Genomic DNA, 15092 nt, shown 5'->3' on the forward strand with positions numbered 1-15092 from the left:
CAACAGTGCCAAGCGTCACGTCACTGCCACCGCCTGTACCGGTATTCCCACCATCATTAGCCTTGATGGTCAGGGTCGCCACATTGTCGCCCGAAGCATTCGTCGCACTGGTATATTTGATGTTCGAAGCGGTATTGAGATAGGCATCAATATTGGCAACTGTGCCTGTCAGGGTCAAAGCACTCGCCGAACCGCCAACCGTCACACCACCAGAGTTTGTTGCAGTCAGTGTTCCCGCACTTGCGGTAATCGTCACGGTAATGCTGCCAGAACCGGAGTCCTTATCCGTGATCGTGATCGCCGAAAGATCGACATTGCTTGCGGTATCTTCCGTCACCGTCACAGAGGCCGGTACCCCCGTCGCTGTCGGCGCATCGTTCACTGCAACCTTGGTAAGGGTCACACTGCTTTGTGTACTGGTCCCACCATCATTATCCGTCAGGGTAATCGTGATGGTTTTGGTTCCCGCTGTCGGGGCATCGGACAGGTTATTATAAGAAAGCGAGCGCAATAGCGTCGTCACCCGGGCAACGGTCGCTTCCTCGTTGAAGTTGACACGGAGCTCATTCCCCGCACTTAGCGCATTGGCAAGCGTACCGATTGTCACGCCACTAACCATGACATTCGAGCCCGCAATACTATCGGAGAAAGTGACGCTACCAACAGCGGCCAGAATATCGTTACTGCCAACCCCGCCGGTCATGGAAACGACGACGCTGCCGCCATTCAGGTCGGCCGGATTGTTGTTGTCGGTGATCGTGGCGTCGCTGCCGCTATCAAGCACAACAGCCCCACTATTCTCGGTAAAGGTGACTGCATCCCCGTTCAGGTTGCCGATATCAGGTCGGTCATTGACTGCAACGGTGATGGTATCGGAATCCGTATTGGTTCCGTCTGACGACAAAACCGTGATCGTATGGCTGCCGCTGGCATTGATTGCCGGTGTGTATTGCAGATTGGCAAGCGTTGCATTGACATCGGCAAGCGTACCTGAAATCTGTATCGAATTGCTGCCGCCACCGGTGATCGATGCCGAGCCCGATGCCGTGGTGCTAAAGGTGCCAAGCCCCGAACCGACCGAAACCGTCGTCGTCACATTGGAGCTGTCCGTATCGGCAACCGAAATCCCGGTGAGCGCCTTGCTGGTGCCATCAGTGCCGCTCTGTGCTCCAGGCACTGTGTTGACCGGCGCGTGGGCGACATTAATCGTCGTGGTTGCCGCCGTCGAGGTGCCCGCATTGGCAGACGCATCAGAAATCGTCAGGCTGAATGTGTGGGCGCCACCGGACGTGCTACTATATTGCAGGGCACGTAACAACGTCTGAACCTTTGCGGGCGTTGCCTCGCTTCCAAAAGTCAGAACAAGATTGTTGGTTCCCTGTCCGGTATCCGTACCGCTTACCGTCGCGATAGCCACGCCATCAACATAAATGGTCTCTCCGGCGGCAATCGTGCCATCGGCGGCCCCCGTCGAGGTACCTGCGGATACACCAGTCGATCCCGTCCCTGACAGAGAGAAATTCCCCGACAGGCTGCCGGTACGGGTAATCGTCAGGGCACCGCCATTAAAGTTGGCAGAATCACTGTCGGTCACCGTCACATTCCCACCCAGGTCAAAACTCACGGTCTGGCCGTTATTGGCGGAAACCGTGTCTCCGGACAGGTTGCTGATGACCGGCGGGTTGGGCTGAACATTCACTGTGAAGTCGGCCGTTCCGGCCTCGACACCACCATTGGCGGTCCCGTCACCATCATTGACTGTAAGGGTAAATGTTCGCGCACCCAGTCCCGATGCCGCGTCAAAAGTCAGGTTACTCAACAACGTCTGGATATTCGCGCTGGTCGCATTGGCATTCAGGGTAATCTCAAGACTGTTGCCACCCTGACCGGTGTTGGTATTGCTGACCGTCCCGATGGTCACACCATTGATGGTGATCGCCTCGCCACCGGCAATGATATCATCGCCCCCCGAATAGGCGACAGTGGTATTCTCAAGCCCCCAGGAACCGTTCGTAGTGCCACTGTTCTGAACGATGGTGATCTTGCCACCGTTATAATCCGTGGAATCAACATTGGTGATGGTTACATCATCAAACAGCGACACATTCTGCGCACCATTGCCCGCGGTGATCGCACTGCTATCTCCGTTCACCCCGCCAACAACCGGCGCGTCATTGATCGCGGTAATATCAACATTGATGGTACCTACAGCAATATTGCCACCACCATGACCATCATTTACCGTTGCAATGATCGTCGTTACATCATTGCCATTGACGTTTTCAGCCCCGGTAAATTGAATATTCGATGCCGTATCCAGGAAACTGTTGATATCTGCAGCTGTGCCTTGCAACGTAAGGGTGCCCGTACCCGAACCGCCAATGGTAACGTTGTTACCAGATGTTGCGGTCATGGTTCCTGCCCCCGCGGCAAGGGTGAGGGTTATGGTTTCACCATCGACGTCGGTCAATGTGATCGCCGAAAGATCAAGGTTACTTGCGGTATCCTCAGTCACGGTCACATCCGTTGGGGCACCTGACCCTGTCGGGTTGTCATTGACCCGCGTGATGCCAACCGTCACATCATAGTTGGCCGAATTGGTCTCGCCATCATTCAGGGTTATGCGCACCGTACGGTCCGTATTGGTCGGATTCCCTGTATCGGTGTTGCTATAAGTCAAAGCACGGACAAGTGCCTGAACATTGGCAAGGGTGGCATCGTCGGTCGTGAAACTAATAACTAGGTTATTGCCCGCAGAAATCGCGTTATCCAACGTTCCGATAACATTACCGTTGACCCGAACGTTTGCACCAGCAGTCACGTCGTCCAACGTGACGACCCCGGACGTCGAGATACCAAGCAGATCTTCAGTCACATCGCCACCGGATGCGATCGCAACTGTCAAACTACCCCCGTTGAAATTTGCATTATCAACATCGGCAACGACTGCGTCCGAACCAACATCAAGCAGAACGGCAGAGCCATCTTCTGTAAAGGTCGCACTGTTCCCGTCGAGCCCCGTAATCGTTGGGGCATCATTGACTGCCGTAATATTGATTGTGCTATCAACAAGCTTCGGATTAACAGTGCCGTCATCAACATGAACGGTATAGGTCGCCGCCGCCGTCCCCGAGGCATGTGATGCACCCGTATACTGAATATTGCTGGCGGTATCGAGATAGGCGTTGATATCCGCCGCACTGCCGACAAGTTTGATGGTTGTGCTGTTTTCCAATGTTGCTGTGACGCCGCTGCCAACACCTACACCACTTGCTGGTGATAAGAATGTCCCGGCAGATACGACGATGGTGACAGTAAGATTGTCACCATCAACATCAGCAAGGGTAACAGCGGATAGATCAAAATTACTTGCCGTATCTTCTGTAACCGTCACAACTGTCGTCCCGCCATTGGGGACGGTCGGCACATCATTGACATCCGATACGGTGATACTGACAGATGCAGTTTGAGACGAGAACGCGGTACTCCCGCCATTGGTGGTGGTATCTGCGGTGCCCCTGCTTGCACCATTTGTTGCAGAACCGGTCGCCTGATCCCATGCCCGGAAGGAAAGTGTCGCAGTTTCACCATTTCTGCTATCAGGCACGTAGCGAAGCTGCTCGTCTGGCTCAAGCAGCAATGCTTCACCTGCGCTTACCGACCCGACATCATGCCAACTCGTACCATCATCCGTCGAATATTCCCATCTGCCGTTTCCTGTTACCCCTGTAATGGCAATCCCGGTCGACGCACCACTTTCAGGATCGCTATAGGACACATCCGTCAGGATATCGGATACCGATTTTGCCGCACTGGTCGTATCCTCGTTGGTCGTCGTCAATAAGGATGTTCCGCCATTGGTAATCGTCGGCGCATCATTTACGTAATGGGCAATCGAAACCGTCTTTGTCGGTGCAGTACTATCTGCGGAGCCATCATTGACAACGAACGAAACCGTCCGTTCCCCGGTCACGGCATCGTTGGTGCTGTCATAAGTAATCGCTCGCAATGCGGCCTGCCATTGTGCAACAGTTGCCGTCGCCCCGGCGGATGTCAGCGTCAGAACGCCGGTTGATGCATTATAACTGGCCGCAATGTTCCCCATTGTCGAGCCGTCATTGGTAAAGGCCAGAACATCAGAACCGGTGTCAAACCCGGTTGTAATCGAAACCGTCGCCGACGCGAGTGTCGCGCTATCGACATCTGAAAGCGTCAAACCACCATCCACGGCAATAGCAACGCCTTCTGTATAGTCCGTCGTGCCACCACTCGCGGTTACAGTCGGTGCATCATTGACCGCCGTGATGTTGATCGTGACCGTATCGGCCGTTCCCGTTCCATTCGCCTTACCATCAGATGGCGTAACGGTCAGTGTGGCCGATCCCGTCGCATTGGCTGCCGGTGTATAAACGATCTTTGATCTATCAGTCAGATAGGTATTCAGGTCCCCCGCCGTCCCCGTCAGGGTCATGCTGCCCGTACCTGAACCGGCTACCACTATATTTTCGGACGTACCGTTATCGTCCGTGCTGGCAATCGTCCCGCTATCCACATGAAGGGTTAGTTCGATCTCGTCACCATCTGCATCCGCGACAGTATAGGCCGAAAGATCAATCGTAGTCGCCGTATCCTCGTTGGTTGTCGCATCACCCGGTGTACCGGTCAGGGTCGGTGCATCATTTGAAGGCGCTGTAGCAATATTGTTAAAGACAATATTGTCCAAATTTATAGCAAACTGCCCACTGTGCTGAGACGAAGTGATCGTAAGCGTGCTTATGCCTGTAAAGTCGGTAAAATTAATTGTTGAAAACGACAGGTCACTAGTCACATCTAATGTTAAAATATCGCCCTCATTAGAGGTAAATGTAAAGGACTGCGGCTGATCATCTCTCATATTAAAGATATCAAGCGACGCAATATTAAATGTCTGATTGTCAGAAAGGCTGATTGTTATCTCGGTTTCCCAAGCCGATGGTTGGTAGCTACCATCAACCGGCGTGGATGTATAACTGTAATAACCTAGATTTATATTCGTATCCTTACCATCGACGACAATGGTATATGCACCAGATGTTTGATGTACCTTGTCGCCTACAACCGAACCACCTTCAAAATCAAACGTGACATTCGCCAGCACCCCGACAAAATTGTTCATCGCAACCGATGACAGGGGCGTGGTGGCGTCGATATCGCCGGTGGTGATTTCAAGGTCCCAGTCGCCGCCAAGGTTTTCGGCACCGGTCAGATCATCGGATGCCGCAATATCCGCCCCTGTGAGGTTGGCAAGCGCATCAACAAAAGCCTGCCCCTCGCCACCTTCGCCAACAAGGCAGCCATAAAGCAGGATATCACCCTGTTCGCCAAGCGACGCGGATATGACCGACAGCGCATCGGCATATCTGGCAAGGGTATCTGTCGTCAGCGTGTCGGTACCAAGCTTGATCATCCCTGTATCGCCATGCGACAGGATATGCAGGGCATCAATGCCGGTTTTCCCCGCAAGCATCTGTGCAAGCTGCGCGATGCCGCCTTTTGTGCCGTCAAGAAGGATGGTTTCCGTGCCCGGTGCCAGATCGCTGATCAGGTCCTGCCAGCCTGCGACAGAAGTATCAACCACCATGATTTCCCGGCGCGTACCGGAATCGGCCCCGGTTCCAGCAGGAATATCGGCAACTTCGTGATTATCCGCTTCGTTACCACTGTCGCTGCTATGGGCCTGCTCTGCCTCGGCTTCGGCTTGCGCATCAGTGGCCGCATCCGCCGCCGTGGCAGCACCGGCCGCATCGAACATGAACCGGGGCTCCAGTGCGATTGGCACAACGGAGGAAAAAGTCGCGGTTAACGGATTTTGTTTCGCCCGCCCTGTGGTGACAGTCATGGCAGTGCCCCTTGATACGCAGTCATATCCAAATTCGAGCGGTCATCAGCCCCGCAACACTTATACTAAAATACAGTTTCAGCACCAAGCCAGCTGCAAGTCATAGTTGCGCCACTTTAGTTGACATACCTAGCGATAGTCGCTGACCACATAAAGTTTTAATTGGTGGATGTCAGAAATTGCCAGAATTGGACAATTTCTTTGCCAGGTCTGCCGGATTAAGCCCGTTTTGTGTCGGGACGATCACGCTTGCGGCGCTGCCGCTGGTATCTTTCCAGAAATCCATATTCTCGAACTTGTGAAAAAGGTCCGGGGGCAGGATGGTTTTCCGGGCTTGAAAGGCAACCTTGGGGCGAACGCGATGCAAGCCATCGACTCCCAGGGCCTCGTCAAACTTCGGCGCGTCATACTCGACATTATCGAAATCGTGGCCATCATACCAAGGTTCGTCGATGAATTTATATATCAGGCGCAGGGTTTTTTCCGGCGATTTCGCCAGAATTTCATAATCGACCACCAGAAGATCCTTGGCCTGTTCGCCATAGAACGCCTCTTTCAGCGCTGTCCACGGATAACCAACCAACCGGTTATGGCGGGCAAGGCTTTCCATACGTGAATAGACCGTGGCACGTTCGCCATCATTGCCAAAAAGACGGGTATTTTCATAAGGATTACGACGAAACAATCGTTCCAGACTGTCAAGTATCCATGGAACATCCCGCACGCAGGCAATGACTTTTGCCCCCGGGAACAGATCGGAAATCAGCGGCATTTTCGCACACCATGACCGGTTGGTATCAAAGAATATTTCGCGGTCTGTGCTGGTCTGGCAAAAGGTTCTTGCAACACTGCGCAGGATTTCGGGTCTCTGCTCTGGCGCCATCAGAAGTGAGACCTCGTGGCCAGAGCTCATGATATCGAGGTTGGCATTGATTAGCGGGGCCAGCGCGCTCGACATCGCCGCATGAAAGCGCGGGTTCTGGCGCAGCAGGGCCGCCAGCAAGGTGGAACCGGATCGCGGAAGACCGGAAATAAAATGAAACTTTTCTGGAGCCATAAAGCCCTCCCCCGCAGGATCACTGAGGATCAGTGACTGTTTGAAGTCATAGACTTGCCAATAGCATGGCCTTTCATGACCGGCACAGCATTTTTCACAAAAAACCGGTCATACCCGTCACCAATTACAGTAAAATTTAAGTTGCAATAAATAGTTGATGTGCAACCCATAATCTGATCCTGTAATAGCGGACATCCTATACGAGTGCATAGATTTCGCAATGCCCGTTCAAGACTGGCATTTTGGTACATTTGGGGAGAATATCATGAAAACGAAAATGGCAGCCTGCCTTGCGGCCGGGCTCGCGATCCTCACAACAATGACGATACAATCCGACGAAGCCAAAGCCTGCAACGACAACGGCTATATCGGAAGCATCTGCTGGACGGCCAACAAATTCTGTCCAGAGGGATATGTCCGGGCAGACGGAACAAGCTATCCGTATCAGCAATTTCAGGCGCTTCTTGCCCTTTACGGGAACACCTATGGCGGGTCGCCGTCGCAAAATACTTTCGCAGTGCCGAATCTGATGGGCCGTGAGCCGGTTGGCACCGGCACGGGACCGGGACTGACACCAAGAGCAGCCGGGTACCCTGTAAATGGGGACGAATCCAGCCTCGTTGCAACACCTTCGCACAATCACGGCGTTGCCCTTTCGGTTGATTCCGGTATCAGCGTTGCGGTGCAAGACCAGCCAGGAACAGAAAGAACACCGGGCGGGAATGTACCCGCAGCACCACAGGCAGCAACTGCGCAAATGTATGCAAACAGCACCAATGCCGTAATGGCCGATGGCAGCGTTTCGGCTAATATCGCAGGACAAAATGTTTACAGCGGTGCAACACCCGCATCAGGTCAGGCCCAGCCAATACCGGTACTTGGGCCACAGCTTGTGATGCTTGCATGCGTGAATTATTCCGGGACTTTCCCGGTTAATCCGAACTGAACCGGTTGCGGTTTTGCAATCTCATTTCAATGATCCTGCCCCGGGGAGGAATAGATGTTCCGTTTGAACAAACGCTTCACAATTGCGGCCATGATGGCCACCATAGTGGCATTTTCGATGCCGGAAACCGCAAAAGCATCCTGCAGCAGCGACCCCACGATTGGCGACATATGCTGGATGGCGACGGATTTTTGCCCGCAAAACTATCTGCCTGCCGACGGGCAGGTATTACAGGCCCAAAGCCATCAAGCCTTGTATTCCCTGCTCGGAATTACTTATGGCGGCAATGCAACTACCCTGCAATTCCAGCTTCCGGATTTGCGGGGGCGGTCGGTGATTGCCGAAGGCAACTATTACAAAGGTACCGTTTTGCGTGGTCAAAAACGCGGCGCATCAACCAGCACCATGAACGCCACCAACCTGATGCCGCATATTCATGAAATTAAACCATCCACCTTTGTCCTTTCCGGATCGGTAAAAGCAAACAGTACCGCACCCGATGCAAACAGCCCGGCAGGCGGCTATCCGGCGCTGGTGACACCGCCAGCACTTGACGTCTATGGCAATGCCGGGGCCGTTGTCGATATGAAAAGCGGCATCGTTTCCGGCAGCCTTGAATACCTGTCAGGCAATACGACTGTCACCGGCGCAGGCACACCGATCCCGGTCACGGCACCGCGACTTGGCCTGACAGCCTGTATTGCGATTACGGGATATTATCCGCAACGGCCCTAGGACCGTCTTTGCCGTGTATTGACAATCGGCATGACCGGTTGTTCGGAAAGGAAACAGAAATGAAAAATTTTGCAAGACAGGCGCGCCGGACAGGCTTTTTTGCGGCATTTGCCACAATGACAACCTTAGGCTCGATACAACCATCCAGTGCGTCAGAGTGCACAACGGACGGATATATCGGATCGGTATGCTGGACCGCTGTACGCTATTGCCCGGAACATTATTTGCCCGCCGATGGGCGGGCCTTGCCGATCAACGGAAACGACGCGCTGTATGCCCTTATCGGCACAAGATATGGCGGATCACCAGTTCAATTCAATTTGCCGGATCTGCGCGGCCGGACCATCGCGGGCACCGGCACCAGCCAGGATCTGAATGTCAATCCGGTAGCCCTGGGCCAGATTCATGGCGCAGAAACAGCGACCGTCACTCCGGACAATCTTCCACCACACAGCCATAGCTGGCAACTGGGAACCGCAGAGGTTACCGGAACCCTCCGCGCCAGAGAAGCTTTGGGAACGACCGAAAACCCGGCCGGTGCTATGTTTGCGGAAAGAAGCACAGGTGGCATACCGGCGTCACGGACGCCCGTATATGCAACTTCATCCAACAAGACATTACATCCGGATTCAGTAACCCTGACCAGCAATCCGGCCACCAGCAGGACAGAAGATGCCGGACTTGATAAGGTGAACTTCGCCTTGAACCCGGCACAACAACCGATGCTGGCCTGCATTATGGTGCAGGGGGTTTTCCCGGTAAAACCCAACTAAGGATGCTGATCTCCCGGATGACAGAGCTTGTCCGGGAGTTTTATTTTCCGAGCTTCGGCCCCACGACCCGTTTCGATCGCTTCGGCAACGGCGACACTTTCCGGCAATCGCCGAGACCCAGAAAAACTTCATCCTGCAATCAGTATTCGGCTTTGATCCTGCAAGACCCAAAAAAATACCTCGCAGGTTTCAGACCACCGGGCTCTCCGATGCCTGTTACGACAGTGCATTCTTCCCCGCCCGATCATGCAAAGCCCAGTCACCATCACTGAATCGGTCGCGGGCGAACTGGCCCTGATGCCAGTATGGATAGATCAGCGGCGGCTGACTGACGAGATCAAGCTGTTTGAGGTCTTCGTCATCAAGCTTAAGGTCAATGGCCCGGAAATTGTTGGTGAATTGCTGTTCGGAACTTCCGCCAACCACAAGCGAAGAGACCGCCGGTCGCGTCAACAACCATGCAAGCGCGACCTGGGCGGCCTCGACGCCGTGTTTTTCACCCACCGAGACAAGGACGTCAACTATATCCCACAAACGTCCCTGATCCCGGATGGGTGGTTCGGTCCAGCCCGCATCCTGCCTTGAACCCTTGGCGACAGGCGTATGACGGGTGTGTTTACCGCTCAGCAAACCAGCCGCCAACGGGCTCCAGACCAGAACCCCCAACCCTTGATCAACCGAAATCGGAAGCAGTTCATATTCTGCTTCGCGGGCCTCAAGGGTGTAATGGATTTGTTGCGTGACAAACCGGACGCGACGGTCGCGTTCAGATGCCTGCAACGATTTCATGATGTGCCAACCCGAATAGTTGGAACAGCCGACATAGCGCACCTTGCCCTGTGTCACGAGGGTATCAAGGGCTGCCATTTTCTCTTCGACCGGCGTTACACCGTCCCATTCGTGCATATAGTAAATGTCGATATGGTCGGTGCGCAGGTTGCGAAGCGTCTTTTCACATTCCCGAATAAGGTGATAGCGACTGACACCTTCGTCATTCGGGCCATCCCCGATCCGCATTCTGGCCTTGGATGTCACCAGAACATTGTCCCGGCGTCCTTCAAGAACTTCGCCAAGAATCTGTTCGGACAGACCGGTGGAATACATGTTCGCGGTGTCAAAAACATTCACACCGTTATCAATGCAACAATCCACCAGACGTTTGGCATCCGAAACACCCTGGCTTCCGACCATGGCAAACGGGCCCTGACCACCAAACGTAAAAGTACCCATCGAAATGGCGGAGACTTTAAGGCCTGAACGGCCAAGGGTTCTGTATTCCATGTCTTGTTCCTGCGGTTATCGAGAACGGAGTTCAGGGAAAGGCGGGCACGGCATATGGGACAATCCCAGGGAAGAAGGGAGAAAACAGATCATCTCCATATGCCGCGTGATCAGCGATTACAGAATGCTGCAACCGTTTCGATCAAAAGTGCTGCTACTGTGCTGCCGGCATCCTGAAGGCCCTTGCTTTTATCGGCAAAGGCGGCTGCCTTGCCGTGCTGGGCAACAAGATCCTTGGTGGCTTCAAGGGCGGCCTTGGCGTCCTGCGACGCCTTGCCGGTCGCATCCCCAAGCGAAACACCCGCTGCAAGCGATGCTTCAAGACTGTCGGCAATCGGCACCAGAACATCAAGAACGGTCTTGTCGCCAAGCTTGGCCTTGCCGCGCTCGGCAATCCCGTCGGCATAGGCCCGCCAGAACGCCGCCATTTCGGCAGTCCCGATTTCGGTCGCGTCCCCAAGGGCCTTGCCACCACGCATAAATCCGGTCGCGGTCAGGGTGCCCATGGTTGACGGCGCTGCTTTTGCCATCGCAGCACCGGCCATCATGAACTGTTTGCCCATCGGGTTATCCGCAAGCGATGCGACGGTGTTTGATGCAGCTTCAAACGCCGCATTCATCGTGATCCCGAGATCACTGTCACCGACCTTGGCATCAAGGGCGATCAGTTCATCGCGTTTGTCACGGAACGTTCCGTGCAGGGCTTCGAACAATGCGGCGATATCGCCACTGGTAATCTTGTCCATTGCGGCCTCGGCTTACTTGGCAAAATGTTTGAAGAACGGGGTGTCGGCCTTGGCCGCCATCAGACGATCAAGTTCCTCGTCGAGATGCAGAACAGAAATGGACGCACCGGCCATTTCCATCGATGTTGCAAACTCGCCGATCCAGACATGCTTTACGTTGACCTTGCGTTCGCTCATCAACTGATGCACGCGACGGAACAGGATATAAAGTTCTTCAAGCGGGGTGCCGCCAAGACCGTTGACCAGAATGGCAACGCCGTCATCGGCCTTGTAATCCTGTTCGGCAAAGATTTTGTCCATCATCTCGTCGACAAGCGGATCGGCCGCGGTCAGCTTTTTGCGGCTGATGCCGTTTTCGCCATGGATACCCATGCCGATTTCCATTTCATCAGCACCGATTTCAAAGGACGGCTTGCCGATTTCCGGGATCACGCAGCTGCTCAGTGCAACACCGATGGTACGCGTGCGATCTTTTGCCTTTTCGGCAACGCGGGCAACATCTTCAAGCGACATGCCTTCTTCGGACGCCGCACCGGCTGCTTTATACAGGAAGAAGATACCGGCAACGCCGCGGCGTTTGTGTTCTTCACCAACGACGGACGATGCAACATCGTCATTGCCAACAACCGAAAGAACCTTGATGTCTTCCATGTCGGCAAGTTCGGTCGCCATATCAAAGTTGATGATGTCGCCGGTATAGTTGCCATAGATATAAAGAACGCCCGCGCCCTGGTCGATATACTTGGTGACTTCAAGCATCTGATCGGCACTCGGGGACTGGAACACGCCACCAACAGCCGCGCCATCCAGCATACCTTCACCAACATAGCCCAGGAACAGCGGAAGGTGACCCGAACCGCCGCCCGTCGCAATACCGACCTTGCCCGGCTTCGGCGCCGATTTCACATAGCAGCGCTTGTCGTCATTCACATAGGTGACGTCGCTGTTGGCAAGATAGATACCTTCAAGCATTTCATCGACGAAATTCTTGGGATCATTCAGAAACTTTTTCATGATTTTCTCTTTTATTTCGCAGGTTTGAATTTGCGCTGGCGGGTCACAAAGAAGGCTGCGGCAAGCAGGATGAATGCGCCGACGAACACCCGTTGCCAGGTACTCGGAATGCCAACCATCACCAGAACGTTATCGACAACAACAACCAGAAGAACACCAAGCATGGTCCCGATAACCGAACCCGTTCCCCCGGTGATGCGCGCACCACCAAGAACCACTGCGGCAATCACCGCGATCTCGGTTCCGACAAGGTCAAACGGATTGGCAAGACGGTTTGCGGTGATGTGAACAATCCCCGCCAGACCAGCCAGGGCACCGGCATATCCAAAGACAAACAGATGAACGATTTTGACGTTGTAACCCAGACGTGCGGTTACCTCGGGATTACCGCCAAGCGAAAAGATCGCACGCCCCATCAGGGTGCGTCGCATGATCCACCAGGTCAGAACAGCAACAGCAGGCAGGATCAGGAAATAAAGCGGCAGACTGATCAGGGCACCGTTCACTGCTTCGACTTCCAGCAACGAAATACGGCCAAATGTCCCCATCTCGCCGGGAAGTTCCATGATCCAGGTCGTGCCGATAAAGGCCAACAAGCCGCCACGGAACAGGTATTGGGTGCCGATGGTCACAATCAGCGACGGGACGCGCAGGGAATAGACAAGATAGCCATTCACAACGCCAAGAAACACGCCACCCGCAACCGCAATCGCAAAGACCGCGATGATCGAAAGATCGGGGGCGAAATTCTGCACCAGCAATGTGATGGAATACATCGTCAAAGCGGCAATTGCGGTAAAGGAAACATCAATCCCGCCCGCTGCCAGAACGACAAAGACACCAAGGGCAAACAGCCCCGTCACCACACTTGCACGTCCGATATCAATCAGGGTCGATGCCTGAAGGAATGCCGGGTTGGCAATGGTGACACCAAGGCAAATCGCCACCAGCAAGAACAGGGTCACAAATTCCGGCCTTTTGGCGATCAATTCGCCCAAACCGCCAGAACGCTGTGCCTGGATTGCCTTGTCACTATGCGAGGTTCCAGCCGAACTCATGCTGCACCTTCCTGTACTGAACCAAGCATTGCCTGGTAAATCTCGTCCTCGTTGGCGCTCGCCCCGTTCAGGTCGGCAACAACTTCGCCTGCATTCATCACCAGAATGCGATCACAGTTCTGAAGAAGTTCGGGCAGATCATCACTGACAATCACAAGCCCCATGCCTTCTTCGGCCATCTTCTGGATAGTCTGGTAAATCGCATCCTTGGACCCGACATCAACACCGACGGTCGGCCCGTGCAGGACAAGAATTTCAGGATCGATACTTAGCCAGCGACCAATCAGAACACGCTGCTGGTTGCCCCCGGAAAGGGCCGAAACCGGTAATTCGATATCCCCGGTATTCAGGCGCATCTTCTCGGAAATGTTGCGGGCAATTTCCTTGCCCTTTTTCATGTCAAGAATGCCGAACTTGTTGGCAAGCTTGGTCAGGATCAGGGCAATTTCGTTCTGATAGATCGACTTGGTCAGGAACAGACCTTCAGACAGGCGATCTTCGGGAACATACCCGATCCCGGCTTTGATGGATTCCGGTGCCGAATGAATGCGAACCGGTTTGCCATTCACCGAAATCGAACCGCTGCTGGCCGGGCTGATCCCTGCAATGGCCAGGGCCAATTCGTTCCTGCCGCTATCGGACAGGCCGGTGATACCCAGAACTTCGCCCTTGTGCAGCTTGAAGCTGACATCATTAAAGCGTCCGGGAACTTCAAGACCATCAAGCGCCATCAGGGTTTCCGTCGATGGGCCTGCGGTGCGATAGCGTTTTTCGCTGATCTGTCGTCCTGTCATCAGTTCGGCAAGATCGGCACGGGTGTAATTGTTGATCGGTCCCTGTGCGACACACAAACCATCTCGGAAGACAATCGCGTGCCCGCCGATCCGGTAGCATTCTTCAAGTTTGTGGGTAACAAACAGCACTGCCACATTTTGCGAACGCAGGCGCGACACAACTTCGATCAGGTTTTCAACTTCGCGACGGGTCAGCGATGTGGTCGGCTCGTCCATGATCACCAGACGCGCTTCGCACGCAATGGCGCGCGCAATCGCAACAAGCTGACGAATGGCAAGCGGAAGCTCGGACACAATCGTTGACAACAATTCGGCCGTCACAGTCAAACCAACCTGTGACAGGGCCTTGGTCGCGGTATCTTTCAGACGTGCGCGATCAAGCGTGCGCAGAAGACGGCCATGGCCTTCTACAAGCTGTTCTCCAAGCGCGACGTTTTCCATCACGGTCAGATTGGGGATCAGTGACAGGTCCTGATAGACCGTCTCGATCCCGAAATCGAGTGACTGGATCGGCGTCAGTTCTTTATGGACTTCGCCATCAAGAATGATCTGCCCTTCGCTGGGCGGATGCGCCCCGGCCATAATCTTGATTACGGTACTTTTGCCACAACCGTTCTCGCCAAGCAGGTGATACACCTCGCCGGCCTCAAGTGACATATCAACCCCCCGAAGGGCATGCACACCACCGAAACGCTTGTGGATATTTCGCAGCTCAAGAAAGCAGCGATTTTGCTGATCTTGCTGGGTCACCAGTTATTCCCTTCTTGCTGACGCGTTCTGTCAGACATAGCCTGACGGGCCCGAAGCAGT

General features: G+C 54.1%; 10 protein-coding genes. 3 read left to right on the forward strand and 7 right to left on the reverse strand.

Going from position 1 to position 15092, the window contains the following annotated elements; all coding sequences use genetic code 11:
- On the reverse strand, positions 1-5878 hold a 5878-nt coding region (locus tag TH19_RS21065; protein WP_147250807.1), incomplete at its 3' end, for a DUF4347 domain-containing protein.
- A 172-nt stretch (positions 5879-6050) separates the two neighbouring features.
- A complete protein-coding gene (locus TH19_RS21070) occupies positions 6051-6935 on the reverse strand; it encodes a sulfotransferase family protein (protein ID WP_114104335.1) in 885 nt (294 codons plus the stop codon).
- 265 nt (positions 6936-7200) lie between these two features.
- Between TH19_RS21070 and TH19_RS21075 the strand changes: the two genes are divergently transcribed.
- Genes TH19_RS21075 through TH19_RS21085 form a run of 3 tightly spaced genes read left to right on the forward strand, consistent with a single transcriptional unit; the run spans position 7201 to position 9389 of the window.
- Positions 7201-7881 carry a phage tail protein gene (locus TH19_RS21075; RefSeq protein WP_181846507.1) on the forward strand — a complete coding sequence of 227 codons (681 nt, stop codon included), beginning with the start codon at positions 7201-7203 and terminating at the stop codon, positions 7879-7881.
- Positions 7882-7935: 54 nt separating this feature from the next.
- The gene (locus TH19_RS21080; RefSeq protein ID WP_114104337.1) at positions 7936-8616 is read left to right on the forward strand and encodes a phage tail protein; all 681 of its coding nucleotides are present in this window, start codon (positions 7936-7938) and stop codon (positions 8614-8616) included.
- A gap of 59 nt (positions 8617-8675) precedes the next feature.
- Positions 8676-9389, forward strand: a complete 714-nt coding sequence (locus TH19_RS21085) for a phage tail protein (RefSeq protein WP_147250808.1) — start codon at positions 8676-8678, stop codon at positions 9387-9389.
- 216 nt (positions 9390-9605) lie between these two features.
- On the opposite strand, the gene TH19_RS21090 is transcribed toward TH19_RS21085, so the two are convergent.
- The 5 genes from TH19_RS21090 to TH19_RS21110 all read right to left on the reverse strand — a co-directional run bounded on the left by TH19_RS21090 (position 9606) and on the right by TH19_RS21110 (position 15032).
- Positions 9606-10670, reverse strand: coding sequence for an aldo/keto reductase (locus TH19_RS21090; protein ID WP_114104339.1), 1065 nt, complete (start codon positions 10668-10670; stop codon positions 9606-9608).
- Positions 10671-10780: 110 nt separating this feature from the next.
- On the reverse strand, positions 10781-11416 hold the full coding sequence (locus TH19_RS21095; protein ID WP_114104340.1) for a dihydroxyacetone kinase subunit L: 636 nt from the start codon (positions 11414-11416) through the stop codon (positions 10781-10783).
- A 12-nt stretch (positions 11417-11428) separates the two neighbouring features.
- Positions 11429-12430, reverse strand: a complete 1002-nt coding sequence (locus TH19_RS21100) for a dihydroxyacetone kinase subunit DhaK (protein WP_114104341.1) — start codon at positions 12428-12430, stop codon at positions 11429-11431.
- 11 nt (positions 12431-12441) lie between these two features.
- Positions 12442-13488: an ABC transporter permease gene (locus tag TH19_RS21105; RefSeq protein ID WP_114104342.1), complete on the reverse strand. Its 1047-nt coding sequence runs from the start codon at positions 13486-13488 to the stop codon at positions 12442-12444.
- Entirely contained in the window at positions 13485-15032 is a 1548-nt protein-coding gene (locus tag TH19_RS21110) for a sugar ABC transporter ATP-binding protein (protein ID WP_114104343.1), read from the reverse strand. Before TH19_RS21110 ends, TH19_RS21105 begins: the two co-directional genes overlap by 4 nt.
- Positions 15033-15092: the final 60 nt, after the last annotated feature.

Origin of the sequence: Thalassospira profundimaris, assembly GCF_003326675.1 — a bacterium.
In the GTDB taxonomy this organism is placed as follows: domain Bacteria; phylum Pseudomonadota; class Alphaproteobacteria; order Rhodospirillales; family Thalassospiraceae; genus Thalassospira; species Thalassospira aquimaris.

Excerpts from the sequence above, each read along its gene's own strand:
- TH19_RS21100 (WP_114104341.1), bottom strand. The coding sequence starts at position 12,430 with ATGAAAAAGTTTCTGAATGATCCCAAGAATTTCGTCGATGAAATGCTT.
- TH19_RS21070 (WP_114104335.1), bottom strand. The coding sequence starts at position 6,935 with ATGGCTCCAGAAAAGTTTCATTTTATTTCCGGTCTTCCGCGATCCGGT.
- TH19_RS21080 (WP_114104337.1), top strand. The coding sequence starts at position 7,936 with ATGTTCCGTTTGAACAAACGCTTCACAATTGCGGCCATGATGGCCACC.
- TH19_RS21090 (WP_114104339.1), bottom strand. The coding sequence starts at position 10,670 with ATGGAATACAGAACCCTTGGCCGTTCAGGCCTTAAAGTCTCCGCCATT.
- TH19_RS21095 (WP_114104340.1), bottom strand. The coding sequence starts at position 11,416 with ATGGACAAGATTACCAGTGGCGATATCGCCGCATTGTTCGAAGCCCTG.
- TH19_RS21105 (WP_114104342.1), bottom strand. The coding sequence starts at position 13,488 with ATGAGTTCGGCTGGAACCTCGCATAGTGACAAGGCAATCCAGGCACAG.
- TH19_RS21075 (WP_181846507.1), top strand. The coding sequence starts at position 7,201 with ATGAAAACGAAAATGGCAGCCTGCCTTGCGGCCGGGCTCGCGATCCTC.
- TH19_RS21085 (WP_147250808.1), top strand. The coding sequence starts at position 8,676 with ATGAAAAATTTTGCAAGACAGGCGCGCCGGACAGGCTTTTTTGCGGCA.